Source organism: Nonomuraea sp. NPDC050783 (assembly GCF_040802095.1).
Classification (GTDB): Bacteria; Actinomycetota; Actinomycetes; order Streptosporangiales; family Streptosporangiaceae; genus Nonomuraea.
The window spans coordinates 548,423-563,714 of the sequence record NZ_JBFAHK010000003.1 but is presented as its reverse complement, the minus strand read 5'-3'; the positions used below and the strand labels follow the sequence as shown (position 1 = coordinate 563,714).

The 15,292-nt window shown below is 74.1% G+C and carries 16 protein-coding genes; 6 read left to right on the top strand and 10 right to left on the bottom strand.

The annotated features are described in order from the left end of the window. Nucleotides 1-70: 70 nt before the first annotated feature. From lipB to AB0H75_RS10720, 6 genes are all read right to left on the bottom strand, one after another. On the bottom strand, nt 71-763 hold the full coding sequence (gene lipB / locus AB0H75_RS10745; protein ID WP_367793823.1) for a lipoyl(octanoyl) transferase LipB: 693 nt from the start codon (nt 761-763) through the stop codon (nt 71-73). Between the two features lie 38 nt (nt 764-801). Next, entirely contained in the window at nt 802-1,539 is a 738-nt protein-coding gene (locus AB0H75_RS10740; protein ID WP_367793820.1) for a Type 1 glutamine amidotransferase-like domain-containing protein, read from the bottom strand. Between the two features lie 37 nt (nt 1,540-1,576). Then, nucleotides 1,577-2,470: a TIGR01777 family oxidoreductase gene (locus AB0H75_RS10735; protein WP_367793817.1), complete on the bottom strand. Its 894-nt coding sequence runs from the start codon at nt 2,468-2,470 to the stop codon at nt 1,577-1,579. A 155-nt stretch (nt 2,471-2,625) separates the two neighbouring features. Continuing rightward, complete coding sequence (gene sucB, locus AB0H75_RS10730; protein WP_367793814.1) at nt 2,626-4,134, bottom strand: 2-oxoglutarate dehydrogenase, E2 component, dihydrolipoamide succinyltransferase; 1,509 nt, start codon at nt 4,132-4,134, stop codon at nt 2,626-2,628. A gap of 38 nt (nt 4,135-4,172) precedes the next feature. After that, nucleotides 4,173-5,537 carry a dihydrolipoyl dehydrogenase gene (gene lpdA, locus AB0H75_RS10725; RefSeq protein WP_367793811.1) on the bottom strand — a complete coding sequence of 455 codons (1,365 nt, stop codon included), beginning with the start codon at nt 5,535-5,537 and terminating at the stop codon, nt 4,173-4,175. Nucleotides 5,538-5,588: 51 nt separating this feature from the next. Further along, a complete protein-coding gene (locus tag AB0H75_RS10720) occupies nt 5,589-7,055 on the bottom strand; it encodes a leucyl aminopeptidase (RefSeq protein WP_367793808.1) in 1,467 nt (488 codons plus the stop codon). A 108-nt stretch (nt 7,056-7,163) separates the two neighbouring features. Here AB0H75_RS10720 and AB0H75_RS10715 point away from each other — a divergent pair, with 108 nt between their 5' ends. The 3 genes from AB0H75_RS10715 to AB0H75_RS10705 are packed head-to-tail and all read left to right on the top strand — an operon-like array spanning nt 7,164 to nt 9,402. Continuing rightward, nucleotides 7,164-7,523, top strand: a complete 360-nt coding sequence (locus AB0H75_RS10715) for a GntR family transcriptional regulator (RefSeq protein WP_367793804.1) — start codon at nt 7,164-7,166, stop codon at nt 7,521-7,523. Next, a complete protein-coding gene (locus AB0H75_RS10710) occupies nt 7,520-8,491 on the top strand; it encodes a hypothetical protein (RefSeq protein ID WP_367793801.1) in 972 nt (323 codons plus the stop codon). Before AB0H75_RS10715 ends, AB0H75_RS10710 begins: the two co-directional genes overlap by 4 nt. Next, the gene (locus tag AB0H75_RS10705) at nt 8,488-9,402 is read left to right on the top strand and encodes a lysostaphin resistance A-like protein (protein WP_367793798.1); all 915 of its coding nucleotides are present in this window, start codon (nt 8,488-8,490) and stop codon (nt 9,400-9,402) included. The genes AB0H75_RS10710 and AB0H75_RS10705 overlap by 4 nt, the downstream gene beginning before the upstream one ends. A gap of 7 nt (nt 9,403-9,409) precedes the next feature. Here the strand turns inward: AB0H75_RS10705 and AB0H75_RS10700 are convergent, their stop codons facing one another. Then, nucleotides 9,410-10,384, bottom strand: coding sequence for an adenosylcobinamide-GDP ribazoletransferase (locus AB0H75_RS10700; protein ID WP_367793796.1), 975 nt, complete (start codon nt 10,382-10,384; stop codon nt 9,410-9,412). Between the two features lie 33 nt (nt 10,385-10,417). On the opposite strand from AB0H75_RS10700, the gene AB0H75_RS10695 reads away from it, so the two are divergent. Continuing rightward, complete coding sequence (locus AB0H75_RS10695; protein ID WP_367793793.1) at nt 10,418-11,218, top strand: ABC transporter ATP-binding protein; 801 nt, start codon at nt 10,418-10,420, stop codon at nt 11,216-11,218. Between the two features lie 39 nt (nt 11,219-11,257). Here the strand turns inward: AB0H75_RS10695 and AB0H75_RS10690 are convergent, their stop codons facing one another. Beyond that, nucleotides 11,258-12,274: a bifunctional adenosylcobinamide kinase/adenosylcobinamide-phosphate guanylyltransferase gene (locus tag AB0H75_RS10690; protein ID WP_367793790.1), complete on the bottom strand. Its 1,017-nt coding sequence runs from the start codon at nt 12,272-12,274 to the stop codon at nt 11,258-11,260. A 126-nt stretch (nt 12,275-12,400) separates the two neighbouring features. Between AB0H75_RS10690 and AB0H75_RS10685 the strand changes: the two genes are divergently transcribed. Next, nucleotides 12,401-12,607: a hypothetical protein gene (locus tag AB0H75_RS10685; protein WP_367793787.1), complete on the top strand. Its 207-nt coding sequence runs from the start codon at nt 12,401-12,403 to the stop codon at nt 12,605-12,607. A 73-nt stretch (nt 12,608-12,680) separates the two neighbouring features. Here AB0H75_RS10685 and AB0H75_RS10680 read toward each other — a convergent pair whose 3' ends face one another. Then, nucleotides 12,681-13,682 (bottom strand): aldo/keto reductase family protein, encoded by a 1,002-nt coding sequence (locus AB0H75_RS10680; protein ID WP_367793784.1) that lies wholly within the window; start codon nt 13,680-13,682, stop codon nt 12,681-12,683. Between the two features lie 57 nt (nt 13,683-13,739). Between AB0H75_RS10680 and AB0H75_RS10675 the strand changes: the two genes are divergently transcribed. Continuing rightward, entirely contained in the window at nt 13,740-14,669 is a 930-nt protein-coding gene (locus AB0H75_RS10675) for an SMI1/KNR4 family protein (protein ID WP_367793781.1), read from the top strand. Between the two features lie 16 nt (nt 14,670-14,685). On the opposite strand, the gene AB0H75_RS10670 is transcribed toward AB0H75_RS10675, so the two are convergent. Next, nucleotides 14,686-15,270 carry a DUF3043 domain-containing protein gene (locus AB0H75_RS10670; protein WP_367793778.1) on the bottom strand — a complete coding sequence of 195 codons (585 nt, stop codon included), beginning with the start codon at nt 15,268-15,270 and terminating at the stop codon, nt 14,686-14,688. Nucleotides 15,271-15,292: the final 22 nt, after the last annotated feature.

Here is a 15,292-nt window from a genome sequence, read left to right as displayed (position 1 = left end):
ATGCTAGGCCGACTCCGCCCCGATCCGGCCGCTTACCCGATGCCGATCGGATAACCGGCCCCCTTTGCGGTCACCGGCGCATCAGGTCTTCCTCGTGCAGCTCGAAGCCCTCCTTGCCCAGCGCCTCGGCCAGCCGCTTCTCCGCGATGGGCAGGACCTCCTCCGCCACGATCCGGCGGCCGGTCTCCGCCGACAGCGACGAGACGCCCACGTCGGGCAGCCCGCACGGCGCGATCCGGTTGAACCAGCGGGGGTCGTTGGCGCAGTTGAGCGCGAAGCCGTGCATGGCGACGCCGCGCGTCACCCGCAGGCCGACCGCGCCGAGCTGGCGGTCGGGCAACCCCAGCGCGGGATCGCCGATCGCCCACACCCCCGCCCGGCCCGCCACCCGGCGGGCCGAGACGCCGAAGTCGGCGCACACCTGGATCATCGTCTCCTCCAGGCGGCAGATGTAGGAGACCACGTCGGTGACGGCCACGATCGGGTACGCGACGAGCTGGCCGGGGCCGTGCCAGGTGAGGCGGCCGCCCCGGTCGACGTCGACGACGGGGGTGCCGTCGGAGGGCCGCTCGGCGGGCGCGGTGCGCCTGCCCGCGGTGTAGACGGGCGCGTGCTCCAGGAACAGGACGGTGTCGGGCAGCTCGCCCGCCACCCGTTTCCCGTGCGCCCAGCGCTGCAGCGACCAGGCCTGCTCGTAGGGGACGTCGACGCCGAGTCGGACGATGGCCAGTGCGTGGGGATCGTCCCCGGGGATGGGGCGCATGAGCCTATTGTGCCGTTCCCTCACCCTTGAAGGGTAATTCAGGGGGTCAGCATCCGGGGCTCGATCCGGAACTCCTTGACCCCGGAGGCCCCGTCGTGCTCCAGCCGGTAGGCGTAGCCGCCCGGCGCGACGCTCACCGCCTGGATGAACTCGGTGCCCACGTAGTGCAGGCCGACGCCCTCGTCGGCGGCGTAGCCGCCGGGCAGCTCGCCGTCGGCCACCGACTGCTGCAGCAGCGGGCGGCGCTGCGGGTCGGAGTCGTAGTGGACGCCGCACGAGTAGGGCAGCAGGCCCATCCCGTCGGCCCACACCCGCAGCTCGGGGCCGAAGGAGTCGGTGTTGCCGCCCACGTGCCAGCACAGCGCGCCCGCGCTCTGCCCCGACAGCACCACCCCGGCCCGCCACGCCTCGGCCAGCGCCTCGTCCAGGCCGTGCAGCCGCCACAGCGCCATCAGGTTGGCCACGCTGCCGCCGCTCACGTAGATCATGTCCTGCTCCAGGATCCACGCTCGCGGATCGGGCACGTTGGGCATCGGGAACACCGTCAGGTGGCTCAGCTCGACGTCCCAGCCCGCGAACGCCCCGTACATCTTCAGGATCCAGTCGGCGTCGTCACCCACCGCGGTCGCCATCAGGCCCAGCTTGGGACGGTCCTGGCCGGTCAGGTCGAGCCCGTAGCGCAACAGGCCGGAGGCCTCGACGAACGAGTAGCGCGGGCTCGGACGGAACGAGCCGCCCCCGATCGCGAGGACGTGCGACTGGCCTGACCGTGTCATGGCGGGAACTCCCTGCTTGCCGAGGACCGAACGGCCACTAGAGTACGGCGCGCAGCGCCTCGTCGAGCCGGGTATGGGCGAAGCGGTAGCCGCTGCTCACCAGCGCGCCCGGCATGACGCGGTGGCTGGGCAGCAGCCCCGCGCGGGCGAACTCGCCCAGGCCGAGGGAGAGCGCGAACGCCGGCACCGGGACCGGCATCGCGCTCCTGCGCACGGCCCGCGCCAGCGTGCGGGTGAACTCGGTGTTGGTGACGGGCGAGGGCGAGGTCAGGTTCACCGGCCCGCGCACCTCCCGCTCGCGCAGCAGGTGCCGCACGGCCCCCACCCAGTCGGCCACGGTGATCCACGACCACCACTGCCGGCCCGACCCCAGCGGAGCGCCCAGGCCCATCCTGAACAGCGGCACCATCCGGCCGAGCGCGCCGCCCCGCCCGCTCAGCGCCAGGCCGGTACGCAGGAACACGGTCCGGACGCCGGCCTCCTCGGCCCGCCCGGCCTCGCCCTCCCAACGCTCGCACAGGTCGGCCAGGAAGCCGGTGCCCTTGCCCTGGCCCTCGTCGATCTCCCGGTCGCCGGTGTCGCCGTAGAAGTCCACCCCGGAGGCCGACACCAGCACCTCGGGCGGCCTGGACAGCTCGCGCAGCGCCTCCACCAGCGTGCGGGTGCCGGCCACCCGGCTGGCGACCAGCTCGCGCTTGTAGGCCGCGCTCCACCGCCTGTCGCCGATCGGGGCGCCGGCCAGGTGCACCACGGCCTCGGCGCCCTCCAGCGCGGACGGGTCGGCGAGCCTGTCACCGGGCCGCCAGGACACCTCCCCGGGGCCGCGGGCCTCCCGGCGCACCAGGCGCACGACCTGCCGGCCCTCGTCGCGCAGCGCCTCGACCAGCGCCGTCCCGAGCAGCCCCGACGCTCCCGTCACGATGATCGCCATACGCCCACCGTACGCCGCCCCGCCCCGGGCCGCCGTGACCCGGGCCGCCGTGACCCGGGCCGCCGTGACCCGGTCGCCGTGACCCGGGCAGGGGGAAACGCGCCGGCCGGGCGCCCCCGCGAGGGGACGCCCGGCCGGGACGCGGAACGCGAGCCTTACGCGAGGCCGAGCTGGGCCTCGAAGCGGCCCTCCTCCAGCCGGCGCTTGATCGTCGTGAGGAAGCGGGCGGCGTCGGCGCCGTCGACCAGGCGGTGGTCGTAGGTCAGCGCCAGGTAGACCATCGACCGCACCGCGATGACCTCGCCCTCGGGCGTGTCGAGCACGACCGGCCGCTTGACCACGGCACCGGTGCCGAGCATGCCGACCTGCGGCTGGTTGAGGATCGGCGTGTCGAACAGCGCGCCGCGGCTGCCGGTGTTGGTCAGCGTGAACGTGCCGCCGGTGATCTCGTCGGGCGTCACCTGGTTGTTGCGGGTGCGCTCGGCCAGATCGGTGATCTTGCGGGCGAGGCCGGCGAGGTTGAGGTCACCGGCGTTCTTGACGACCGCCGCGAGCAGGCCGCGCTCGGTGTCGACCGCGATGCCGAGGTTCTCGACGTCGAAGTAGGTGACCTCGTTGGTCTCGTTGTTGATCGTGGCGTTGAGCTTGGGGTGCTGCTTGAGCGCCTCGACCGTGGCCATCGCGAAGAACGGGGTGAAGGTCAGCTTCACGCCCTCGCGGCGGAAGAAGTCGTCCTTCGCCCGCGCCCGGAGCTGCGCGATCTTGGTGACGTCGACCTCGACGACCGAGGTGAGCTGCGCGGCGGTCTGCAGCGACTCGACCATGCGCTTGGCGATCGTCTGGCGCAGCCGGGTCATCTTCTCCGTGCGGCCCCGCAGCGTCGTGTCGACCTCGACCGGCTCGGGCGCGGCGGCCGGGGCCTGCGCGGCCAGGGCCTGGGCGGCCGGAGCGGCCTGCGCGGCGGGGGCCGGGGCGGACTGGGCCGCGGCGGCCTTGTCGCGCTGGGCCTTGGCGGCCTCCAGGACGTCCTGCTTGCGGATGCGGCCGCCCACGCCGGTGCCGGTGATCGAGTCGAGGTCGACGCCGTGCTCGTTGGCGAGCTTGCGCACCAGCGGCGTGACGTAGGGGCTCTCGCCCGAGGAGGAGCCCGAGGAGGCCGGGGCCTGGGCGGGCTGCGCGGCCGGCTGCGCGGGAGCGGCCTGCGGAGCCGGGGCGGGCGCCGGAGCGGGGGCCGGGGGCGGGGTCTGCTGCGCGGGCTGCGCGGGCTGCGCCTGCTGGGCCTGCTGCGCGGGCTGGGCGGGGACCGGCTGCGGGATGGAGGAGGCCGGGGGAGCCGGGGCGGGCTCCGGCTCGGGCTCGGGCTCCGGCTCGGGCTGGGCCTCGGGGGCCGGCGCCTCGGCGGCCGGGGCGGCCGCGCCCTCCTGGGCGTTCTCGTCGATGACGGCCAGCTCGGCGCCGACCTCGACGGTCTCGTCCTCGGCGACGACGATCTTCGTCAGGACGCCCGCGGACGGCGACGGGATCTCGGTGTCGACCTTGTCCGTGGAGACCTCGAGGAGCGGCTCGTCGGCCTCGACGCGCTCGCCCTCCTTCTTCAGCCAACGGGTTACGGTGCCCTCGGTCACGCTCTCGCCGAGCTGGGGCATCTGTACGGAGACCGGCATCGTTATTCTTCTCTCGCGTTCTGATCTCGAGGGCTGGACTAGTTGTGTACGTGCAACGGCTTGCCGGCCAGGGCCAGCATCGCCTCACCCATCGCCTCGGACTGGGTCGGGTGTGCGTGGACGAGCTGGGCGACCTCTGCGGGCAGCGCCTCCCAGTTGTAGATCAGCTGGCCCTCCGTGACGAGCTCGCCGATGCGCCGGCCCACCATGTGGACACCGACGACGGGGCCGTCCTTCTGGGCGATGACCTTCACCGCGCCGGAGGTGCCGAGGATCTGGCTCTTGGGGTTTCCCGCGAGGTCGTAGACCTGCTCGACGATCTCGATGCCGCGCTCGGCGGCCTGGGCCGAGGTGAGGCCGACCGAGGCCACCTCGGGGTCGGAGTAGGTGATGCGGGGCACGCCGGCGTAGTCGATGGGCGGCGGGTTGAGGCCGGCGATGTGCTCGGCCACCATGATCCCCTCGGCGAACCCGGCGTGGGCGAGCTGCGGCGTCGGGATCAGGTCGCCGATGGCGTAGATCCCGGGCACCGAGGTGCGGCAGTGCTCGTCGACCACGACCGCGCCGCGCTCGACGGCGACGCCCTGCTCCTCGAAGCCCATGCCGGCGGAGACCGGGCCGCGGCCGACCGCGACCAGCAGCAGCTCGGCGTCGAGCGTCTTGCCGTTGGCGAGGGTCACCACGACACCCGTCTCGGTGGTCTTGGCGCCGTCGAAGAAGACGCCCAGCTCGTACTTGATGCCGCGGCGGCGGAAGGCCCGCTCCAGCAGCTTCGAGCTGGACTCCTCCTCGGTGGGCAGCAGGTGCGGCAGCGCCTCGACGATCGTCACCTCGGCGCCGAACGAGCGGTAGACGCTGGCCAGCTCCACGCCGATCACGCCACCGCCCAGGACGATCACCGAGCTGGGCACGCGGTCCATCCGCAGCGTGTGCTCGCTGGTGATGATCCGCTCGCCGTCGATCTCCAGGCCGGGCAGCGACCGGGGAGCCGACCCGGTGGCCAGGACGAGGTTGCGGCCCTCGTAGACCTCCTGGCCGACCTGGACCCGGTCGGTGCCGACCAGGCGGCCCTCACCCTCGACGACCGTCACGCCCGCGCCCCTGAGCAGGCCCTGCACGCCCTTCCAGGCCCGCGTGACGATCTTGTCCTTGAAGGCGTGCACACCCTGGACGTCGATGCCCTCGAAGCGGGCCTTGACGCCGTAGGACTCGCTCTCGCGGGTCTCGTCGGCGATCTCGGCCGAGTGCAGCAGCGCCTTCGTGGGGATGCACCCCCGGTGCAGGCAGGTGCCGCCGATCTTGTCCTTCTCGATGAGGGCGACCGACTTGCCCAGCTCGGCGGCCCGCAGCGCGCAGGCGTAGCCGCCGCTGCCGCCACCTAGGACGACGATGTCGTAGGCCACAGGAAGGCTCCTTGGTCGGGGTGTTCGTGATGGCTCATCTTTTCATCTGTTTCAGATGCTCGCGTGCCGCTCGGCGAGTCCGATCAGCGTGCGCGTGATCGCGCCCGTGCCGCCCTTCGGGATGTATCCGTACGGCTCGCCCTTGTTGAACGCGGGCCCGGCCATGTCGATGTGCGCCCAGCGGACGCCCTCGGGCACGAACTCCTTGAGGAAGATGCCCGCGGTCAGCATGCCGCCCCAGCGCTCGGGGTGGAGGTTGGCGATGTCGGCGACCGGGGAGTCGAGGCCCTTGCGCAGCTCCTCGGGCAGCGGCATGCCCCAGGCGTTCTCGCCGGCGGCGTTGGCGGCCTCGACGACCAGCTCCCTGACGGCGTCGTCGTTGGACATGACGCCGGCGGTGCGCCAGCCCAGCGCGACGATCTGCGCGCCGGTGAGGGTGGCGACGTCGACGATCACGTCGGGGTGGTCCTCGGCGGCCCTGGCGATGCCGTCCATGAGCACCAGGCGGCCCTCGGCGTCGGTGTCGAGCACCTCGACGGTCTTGCCGCTGTAGCTGTGGATGACGTCGGAGGGGCGCTGCGCGGTGCCGCTCGGGAGGTTCTCGGCCAGGCAGAGGTAGCCGACGGCGTTGACGGGCAGGCCGAGCCTGGCGATGCCGACCAGCGCGCCGAACACGGCGCCCGCGCCGCCCATGTCGGACTTCATCCAGTCCATGGACGCCGACGGCTTCAGCGACAGGCCGCCGGAGTCGAAGGTGATGCCCTTGCCGACGAAGGCGAGGGTCTTGGTGGCCTCGGGGTGGCTGTAGGCCAGGCGGACCAGGCGCGGCGGGTTGACCGAGCCCTGGCCGACGCCGATGAGGCCGCCGTAGCCGCCGTCCTTGAGCTGCTTGTCGTCGAGCACCTCGACGCTCAGCCCCGCCTCGCCGCCCACCTGCTCGGCGATCTCGGCGAACTTGGCCGGCCACAGGTCGGAGGGCGGCGTGTTGACCAGGTCGCGCACGAGCGCGACGGACTCGGCCAGCACGCCGGCGCGCTCGGCCACGGACGCGGGCTGCGCGGACAGCACGGTCAGCTCGGACACCGGGGGCTTCCGCTCGCCGGTGGTGCGGTAGCGGTCGAAGGCGTAGGCGCCCAGCAGGCCGCCGAGGGCGACCGCCTCGGCCTCCTCCGGGGTGCCCGCGGGCAGGGCGAGCGCGGCGCGGGCGGTGCCGGCGAGCGAGCGCACGGCGGTGCCGGCGGCACGGCGCAGCCCCTCGGCGTCGTGGGAGTCACCGAGGCCGACCGCGACCAGCAGCGGGGCGGTGACGGCCCCGAACGTGGGCAGCTTGGCCAGCTCGCCGCTCTTGCCGGAGAAGCCGACCGCGGCGAGCGAGGCGGCCAGCTTGCCGCCGAAGGCCGCGTCGAGGGAACCGGCGCCCGCGGCGGCGGGACCGTCCTGACCCGGCGTGAAACCGACGACCAGCGCGTCGGTGTCGAGGGAGACGGGATCTGCTGAGTTCAGCCGCACAGTGGTCACGTAGACCGATGCTATCCACGTCTTCTGGCTACTCACAAACAGGGGTTCATCCTACAAATCGTCCGTTCTTGTCCGGTTCTGCGACATGGTGCTAGCGTCATTAGCATCATGCTGCTGACGCTCGACCTCAACGACGCCCGGCCCCTGCACGAGCAGGTCGCCGGCGCCATCCGGCGCGCCATCGGCGACGGCTCCTACGCGCCCGGCGACCGGCTGCCCCCCGCCCGCGACCTCGCCGGGGCACTCGGCATCAATTCCAACACCGTGCTGCGCGCGCTGCGCGACCTGCGCGACGAGGGGCTGCTGGAGTTCCGGCGCGGGCGGGGCGTCACCGTCGCCGGCCGCCCCGCCGGCCAGGTCGCCGGCCGCGCGCTGCTCGTCCAGCGGACACGCGAGCTGCTGGAGGAGGCGGCAAGGTACGGCTACGGCCGTGACGACCTCATCACCATCCTGGAGGAACTGCCATGAACCCCCGCGTGACGGCATCCGTCTGGGGCCTGCTCGTGACCGCCGTCCAGATCGGGCTCCCGCTGGCGCTCCGCGACCGGCTGCCGGACCCGATGGCCACGCACTGGACCGTGGGCGACCGGCCCGACGGCTCGATGTCCTTCACCGGCGACGTGCTCGCGGTGACCCTGTTCTGGGTGGTCCCCTGGATCGTGGCGCTGGTCACGGCCGTCGAGGGGCGCACGCTGTCGCGCCGGCAGGGCCGCATGGTGTGGTGGGGCGGGCTGTTCGGGATGGGCGTGTTCGCCGTCGGCATGAACGCCGGCATCGTCATGGCCAACCTCGACGTGGCCGACTGGACGCGGGCCAGGCTGGGCGGCCTGCACCCGCTCGTGGTCGTCGTCCTCGCCTGCGGGGTCGCCGCGCTGGCGGGATACCTCGGCAGGGGCGAGCGGGACGCGGCCCCCAACGGGCACCGGGAGCCGCCGCGGCTGCGCCTGCGGGCGGGGGAGCGGGCCGTCTGGGTCGGCCACGTCTCCAACCCCTGGCTGGTCCTGGCCACCGCCGTCGCCGGCGGCGGGCTCGTCGTGCTCCTCGCCCTCTACCTGGTGGGCGTGGTCCAGGGCGGGACGGTGGCCGGGGCCCTGCCCGGGCTGCTCGTCGTCCTGGTGGCCGGGCTGCTGACCTCGACCGTCTCGGTCCGCGTGAGCGACGGCCGCGTGGTGATCGGCCTCGGGCCGCTGCGCGTGCCGGCCCGCCGCATCCCGCTGTCGAGGATCAGCTCGGCGTGGTCGGAGGACCGCTACCCGAGCCAGGTGAGCGGGTGGGGCATCCGCGGCCTGCCCGGCGGCGCCACCATCATGCTGCGCGGCGGCCAGTGCCTGGTCGTCGAGTACCGGTCCGGCGGCCGGCTGGCGGTCAGCGTGGACGACGCCGCGCGTGGCGCCTCCCTCATCAACGCCCTTCTCGCGGAGCGGGTGGAACCATGACCAGACCCCTCGTCGTCTTCCTCGCCCTGGCCTTCGGGCTGTCCTGGGCGGTGGCGCTGCCGCTCTGGCTCGGCGGCGGGCTCGGCTCGCCGCTGCTGATCGCGCTGGCCTCGCTGATGATGTTCACGCCCAGCGTGGGCGTGCTCGGGGTGTGGGCGCTCGGGCGCGCCCCGTTCCGGCAGTGGGCCCGCGAGAGCGGGCTGACGCTCGGCGAGCGCAAGGGCCGCACCGGCCGGTACGTGCTCGGCGCCTGGATCGGCATCCCCCTGCTGGTGTTCCTGGCCCTGGGGCTCAGCGTCGCCGCCGGGCTCGCGTCGCTGGACCTCGGCGGGCTGGGCATGATGCGGGCGCTGTACGAGTCGCGCGGCGTGCCGGTGCCCGCCGACCTCGGGCGGGTGTTCGCGCTGCAGCTCGTGCTCGGCGTGGTCGCCGGCCCTCTGCTGAAGGCGATCCCCGCGCTCGGCGAGGAGTGGGGGTGGCGCGGCTGGCTGCTGCCCCGGCTGGTCTCCGCCCACGGCGTCCTGGCCGGGCTGCTGCTGTCGGGGGCGATCTGGGGGCTGTGGCACGCGCCGCTCACCCTGCTCGGCTACAACTACCCGCGGCTCGGGTCCTGGGCGGCGCTGTTCTTCACCGGGTTCTGCGTGCTGGCCGGGGTGCTGTTCGGCTGGCTGCGGCTGCGGACCGGGAGCGTGTGGCCGGCCGTGGTGGCGCACGGCTCGCTGAACACCGTCGGCCCGGCCGCCCTCATGCTGGGCGACCCCGCCGCGCCCCCCAACGAGGTGCTGGCCGGGCTCACCGGCCTGGTGGGCTGGGCGCTGCTCGCGGTCGTCGGCGCGGCCCTGCTCCGCTTCGCCCCGGCCCGCCCGCCCGCCCCGCACGCGCCCGCCCCCGCGGGCGAACCCGTCGCCTGAGGCGGGCTCAGCCCAGGACGGCGCAGGCCACCAGCGCCGCCGCCGTGGCGGTCTCCACCAGGGCGCCCAGGACGTCCCCGGTGATCCCGCCGAGGCGGCGGCGGGCCCGCCGGAGCAGGGCCAGCGCGGCCAGCAGCCCGGCGAGCAGCGCGGCGGGCAGCGCGAGGGCGGCGCCCAGCCCCAGCCCGCACCCCACTCTCACCAGGCCCGCCGTCGCGTCGCCGGGCAAGTCGCCGTTGTAGGTGCCGAGCCCGTAGCCCTCCTCCTCGCCCGGCTGGTCGAGGTAGGCGTCGACCCCGCCCCACGTGCCGTTGTAGGCGAGGCCCGGGTCCCGTGGGTCCGAGCCGGTCACCCACGTGGCCGCCGCCGACGCCCAGGCGCGCGGCCCGCCGTCCCACATCCCCAGGTCGGCGCTGAGCCCGAGGCCCGCGAGGGCGAGCAGGGCGGCCAGGGTGGCGAGCCAGGGCGCGGCGGGGCGCACCGAGCCGGCCACCGCCGCCCCCAGCCCCTCCGGCCGGGCGGCGGGCACGCTCGGCCGGCAGGCCCAGGTCAGCGCCAGCCGCCCGGCCACGCACGCCGTCACCAGGGCCGCGAGCCCGGTCGCCGACAGCGCCGCCACCTGCACGAGCAACGTGAACACCAGGGCCATCACCCCGAACGGCCCGATGTCCGACTTTTTCATGATCGCGAGTGCCTGGTCGGCGGGCTTGCCGCTGCCGAGCCCGTCCGCCAGGTCGGCCAGCCCGTCCAGGTGCAGGCCGCGGGTCAGCAGAGCGAGCAGCCCGAGCGCCAGCGCGGCGGCCAGCAGCGGCGGCGCCGGCAGCAGTAGCGGCAGCCCGGCGACCGCGCCGAGCACCAGCCCGACGGCCGGGGCCAGCGTCATCGCCTGCCCCGCGACCCGCCGGTCCACCCGCTCGACCCGGACGGGGAAGACGCTGAGCGTGCCGGTCGCGAACCGCAAGCCGTCCATGAGGCTCCGCATAGCGGACGATCCTAGGGCCACTAGTGTGGCGGGATGCACGTGGTTGAACTCGAAGGCGTAGCGGTCCGGGTCACCGGCAAGACGCTGCTGGACGGCGTGAACTGGCAGGTGGACTACGGCGACCACTGGGTGATCCTCGGCCCCAACGGCGCGGGCAAGACGACGCTGCTGTCGCTGGCCGGCGCCGTGCGGCACCCCAGCGAGGGCGCGGTGAGGGTGCTCGGCCACCGGCTCGGCCGGGTCGATCTGCGCGAGTTGCGCCGCCACCTCGGCCTGGTCGCCGCCAGCCAGCGGCTCATCGACGAGGAGCTGATGGAGGAGGAGGGCGCGACCGCGCTCACCGTGGTGCTCACCGGGCACACGGGGACGAGCGCCCCCCTGTGGGACAAGTACGGCGACCCCGAGCGCGACCGGGCCCACCGCCTGCTCGCCGACCTGGGCTGCAAGGACCTCGCCGACCGGCCGTTCCGGGTGTGCTCCCAGGGCGAGCGGGCCCGGATCCGGGTGGCCAGGGCGCTCATGGCCGACCCGGCCGTGCTGCTGCTCGACGAGCCGTTCGCCGGGCTCGACCTGCCGGCCCGCGAGGACCTCATCACCGCCGTCGAGGACCTGGCCGCCACCCGGCCCGTCCTGACCACCGTCACCGTCACCCACCACCTGGAGGAGGTGCCGGCGACCACCACGCACGCCATGCTCATGCGCGACGCCCGGGTGCTGGCCGCCGGGCCGGTGGCCGACGTCCTCACCCCGGCTGCCCTGTCCGACTGCTTCGGCCGCGCCCTGCACGTGGACCGGCTCGACGGCCGCTGGTACGCCCGCGCCGCCCGCCCCTGACCGCCCTCTCCAGCCTCTCCAGTCTCTCCAGGCGGGGTCTCACAACTCCAGGACGCGGCCCGCGACCACGAGGGCCACGTACTCGGACTCGGCCGCGACGCGCTCGTTCAGCAGGCCGAGCGCGTCCCGGAAGGCGCGCCCGCTGGCCGTGGCGGGCACCACGCCCATCCCCACCTCGTCGGAGACCGCCACCACCGGCCGCGGCGCCTGCCGCCACGCCGCCACGAGCTCGTCGCAGCGCCGCAGGACCGGCGCGCGGTCGCCCTCCCACGCCCCGTGCTCGTCGAACACCGCCGCCAGCCAGGTGCCGAGGCCGTCGATGAGGAGCGGCGCGGTGGCCTTCCCGATGACGCCGGCCAGGTCGGTGGTCTCGACGGTGTCCCAGTGGGCGGGGCGGCGCTCCCGGTGCGCCCGCACCCGGGCGGCCCACTCGCCGTCGCCCGCGCCGCTGGGGCCGGTGGCGACGTAGGTCACGTACGGCTCGGCCGCCAGCCGCGACTCGGCCTCCCCCGACTTCCCCGACCGCGACCCGCCCAGCAACAACGCCCGCCGCACCTGCCCGCCCGCCCCCAGGACACCCGCGCCCGTGAGGGGCGTTCCCCGGGCGGGGACCTCCAGCTCGGTCCCGTCCGGCACGGCGGCCGCGCCCCACAGCCGCAGCCGCCTGTCCAGCTCCGCCTCCGACCGGACCCGGTGGTCGAGCCCGATCGCCACGGCCGGGACCGACGGGTGCGCCCGGCGCAGGAGGCCCAGTCGCTCGGGCCGGTCGAGCAGGTCGATGAGCACCAGCCCGAGCCGGTCGGGCAGGTCGGCGGGCGGCTCCCGCCCGGGCGGCACGCACAGCAGCGTCCCGCCGTCGGGGCCGGTCAGCCCGAGCCCGCCGCCCCAGGCCAGGTAGCCGGGCGGCACGTCGGCGAAGGGGAAGCGGACGGTCCCGTCCACCAGCAGCTCGAAGGGCCGGCGGCGGCCGGCGGGCGGCTCGGCGCAGGACGCGCAGCGGCAGCCGGGCGCGGGCCGGCCCGGCCCGCCCGCCGTTCCGGGGAGAAGCACTTTCACCGGCCCGAGCGTACAAAGGCCCGCCGCGGCACGCGCGCGCGGCATCGATCGGCCTCCGGGCTCGGGAGTAGGGTTCCAATGCCGTCGGAAGGGCGCCGGCGAACCCGCGGAGAAGGAGCGTATGGCATGACATGGCGGTGGCGTTATGAGAACGCAAACGGTGGTGAGGTGACGGACCGCCCTTTGCCGCGAGAGGTCTTCCCGAGCCAGGCGGACGCCGAGTCCTGGCTCGGCGAGAACTGGCGTGAGCTGCTCGAATCGGGAGTGGAGCAGGTGGCGTTGCTGGAGGAGGACCGCGTCGAGTACGGGGGGTTGTCCCTGCGCCAGGAGTGATCGCGGGGCGGACGGGCGAACCCCTTGAGCCGGCGGCGGCTCAAGGGGTTCCGTCACCTGGCGGCGCCGGGGGCTACGGCCGGGTGCGCGGGCTCACGGTCTTGGCCGGGTCGCGCTCGACGATCGGGCCGAGCACGTCGTCGATCCGCCGCAGGACGTCCTGCTCCAGCTTGACGCCGGCCGCCTTGACGTTGTCGCGCACCTGCTCGGGACGGCTCGCGCCGATGATGGCGCTGGAGACGTTGGGGTTCTGCAGCACCCAGGCGATCGCCAGCTGCGCCATGCTGAGACCCAGGTCGGCGGCGATGGGCTTGAGCTCCTGGACGCGGGTCAGCACCTCGTCGTCCATGAACCGGGCGATCATCGCGCTGCCGCCGGCCGCGTCGGTGGCCCGGGAGCCCTCCGGGGGCTGCTGGCCGGGCAGGTACTTGCCGGTGAGCACGCCCTGGGCGATCGGCGACCAGACGATCTGGCCCACGCCCTCCTTCTCGCTGAGCGGCACGACCTCGGCCTCGATGACCCGCCACAACATCGAGTACTGGGGCTGGTTGGAGACGATCCGGTCGAAGCCCATCTCGTCGGCGATCTTCAGCGCCTGGGCGATCTGGTCGGCGCTCCACTCGCTGACGCCGACGTAGAGGACCTTGCCCTGGCGGACGAGGTCGTCGAACGTCTTGAGCGTCTCCTCCAGCGGCGTCTCGTGGTCGTAGCGGTGCGCCTGGTACAGGTCCACGTAGTCGGTCTGCAGGCGGCGCAGCGAGCCGTGGATGGACTCGGTGATGTGCTTGCGGGACAGGCCGCGGTCGTTCTGGCCGGGACCGGTCGGCCAGTAGACCTTGGTGAAGATCTCCAGGGACTCCCTGCGCAGGCCCTTCAGTGCCCGGCCGAGCACCTCCTCCGCCTTCGTGCCGGCGTAGACGTCCGCGGTGTCGAACGTGGTGATGCCCTCGTCGAGGGCCGCCTGCACGCACTGCTTGGCGGCGTCCTCCTCGACCTGGGAGCCGTGGGTGAGCCAGTTGCCGTAGCTGATCTCACTGACTTTGAGACCGCTGCGGCCGAGGTGTCGGAATTCCATGCATCCGACCTTAATCCCGCCACATGGGGTGATCTGTTTCGGGATAGGGTGCGCGACGTGCTGAAGCTCGTACGGATGGCGCTGACGGCGGCGGTCCTGACCGCGATCGCGATCCGGCTGCGCCGCCGCGCCCGCCTGCCCGCCCGGCCGGCGGCACCCGCCCGGCCGGCGCGGCCCGCGAGGAACGCCCGCATGGGCGTGGTCTGGGCGGGCATCGCGGCGATCGTGGCGGTGGTCCTGGCCATCGCGCTGGTGCCCCGGCAGACGGTGGGCGCGGCGGCCGCCCCGGCCCCGGGCCCGGCGGCTCCGGCGACCCCGCCCACGGTCGGCTGGACCCCGCCCCCGCCGGTGCCCGACCCCAACTGCTCGCCCGCCCCCCGCCCGGTCGCCGTCCGGCCGATCGACCCGAAGGTCAGGCGGGCGGTGAACGTGCAGTGGCGGCGCATCGAGCGGTGGCTCAGGGCGAACGCGCCCCGCACCTACCGCACGCTCGCCGGGCCGGGCCGGGCGGGCACGATCGCGGTCGCCGAGTCGCAGATGGGCGTGGACTTCCCCGACGACCTGCGTGCCTCGCTCCTGCGCCACAACGGCTCGCGCGGGCCCTCGGTGTTCGGCTTCTGGTTCGACGGCGCCGCGGCCCTCAGCATCAGGCAGATCAGGGACACCTGGCGCGATTACTGCGAGTGGAACGACACCGACCTCGGGGACGACCCCGCCACCGAGTACTGGAACGGGCGGATGATCCCGTTCCTCTACTTCTACGGGCGCGACTCGGAGGACATGGAGTACGCCGTGGTGGACTCCGCCGGCGGCGCCGTCGGCTGGGACGACACGATCGGGGGCATGGCGCCGCGCCTGCCGTCCACGTACGCGCTGCTGAGGGTCGTGGCCGACACCCTGCAACGCCGCACCCACCTCGACGGCCGGCGGCCCGTGGTCGTGCGCGGCGAGCTGCGCTGGAAGCTGGACGAGCGCCTGAGCGAGTAGCCGACTCCCCGGCCGGCTACTTCTTCGGCGGGACCGGCCGGCCGCCCGGCAGCACCGAGGGCGGCGGGAAGCGCAGCTTGCGGATCTGCAGCGCCCGCATGGCCGCGTAGAAGCCCACGCCCTTGACGCTCTCGCCGGGCAGCTTCGCCGCGGCCTCCCGCTTGACCTTCCACGCCACGTAGACGCCGGTGACCACCACGCCGACCATCATGATCGGCCAGCCGACCGCGATCACGATGTTGAGCACCGCCGCGCGGATGTCGACCGGCCACGGGATCCACGTGGCCAGCAGGATCAGTAGCGAGAACGGCAGGAAATACTGGCTCGGCAGCCGCCGCGAGTCGACCCAGTCACGCGCGAACTTCTTCACCGGCCCCTTGTCACGCGCGGGGAAGTAGCGCTCCTCACCTGCGAGCATGCCCTTGCGGGCGCGGTCGCGCTCGGCGGCCTGCTTGGCCCGCATCTGGCGGTAGGCCTCCTTGCGATCCCGTGGCGCGTGGACGGGCTGGCGCCGGCGGCTCTCCTGCTCGCGGCGCTTGGGTGTGGGACGACCTTTACCCTGGGGCTTAGGATCGTCAACGGGGACGGGGGTGTCGTCCACTGAAGTCTGGGAACGGCGTCGC

Coding starts and splice junctions, on each gene's coding strand:
- lipB (WP_367793823.1), bottom strand. CDS start 763: ATGCGCCCCATCCCCGGGGACGATCCCCACGCACTGGCCATCGTCCGA.
- AB0H75_RS10740 (WP_367793820.1), bottom strand. CDS start 1,539: ATGACACGGTCAGGCCAGTCGCACGTCCTCGCGATCGGGGGCGGCTCG.
- AB0H75_RS10735 (WP_367793817.1), bottom strand. CDS start 2,470: ATGGCGATCATCGTGACGGGAGCGTCGGGGCTGCTCGGGACGGCGCTG.
- sucB (WP_367793814.1), bottom strand. CDS start 4,134: ATGCCGGTCTCCGTACAGATGCCCCAGCTCGGCGAGAGCGTGACCGAG.
- AB0H75_RS10715 (WP_367793804.1), top strand. CDS start 7,164: ATGCTGCTGACGCTCGACCTCAACGACGCCCGGCCCCTGCACGAGCAG.
- AB0H75_RS10710 (WP_367793801.1), top strand. CDS start 7,520: ATGAACCCCCGCGTGACGGCATCCGTCTGGGGCCTGCTCGTGACCGCC.
- AB0H75_RS10705 (WP_367793798.1), top strand. CDS start 8,488: ATGACCAGACCCCTCGTCGTCTTCCTCGCCCTGGCCTTCGGGCTGTCC.
- AB0H75_RS10700 (WP_367793796.1), bottom strand. CDS start 10,384: ATGCGGAGCCTCATGGACGGCTTGCGGTTCGCGACCGGCACGCTCAGC.
- AB0H75_RS10695 (WP_367793793.1), top strand. CDS start 10,418: ATGCACGTGGTTGAACTCGAAGGCGTAGCGGTCCGGGTCACCGGCAAG.
- AB0H75_RS10685 (WP_367793787.1), top strand. CDS start 12,401: ATGACATGGCGGTGGCGTTATGAGAACGCAAACGGTGGTGAGGTGACG.
- AB0H75_RS10680 (WP_367793784.1), bottom strand. CDS start 13,682: ATGGAATTCCGACACCTCGGCCGCAGCGGTCTCAAAGTCAGTGAGATC.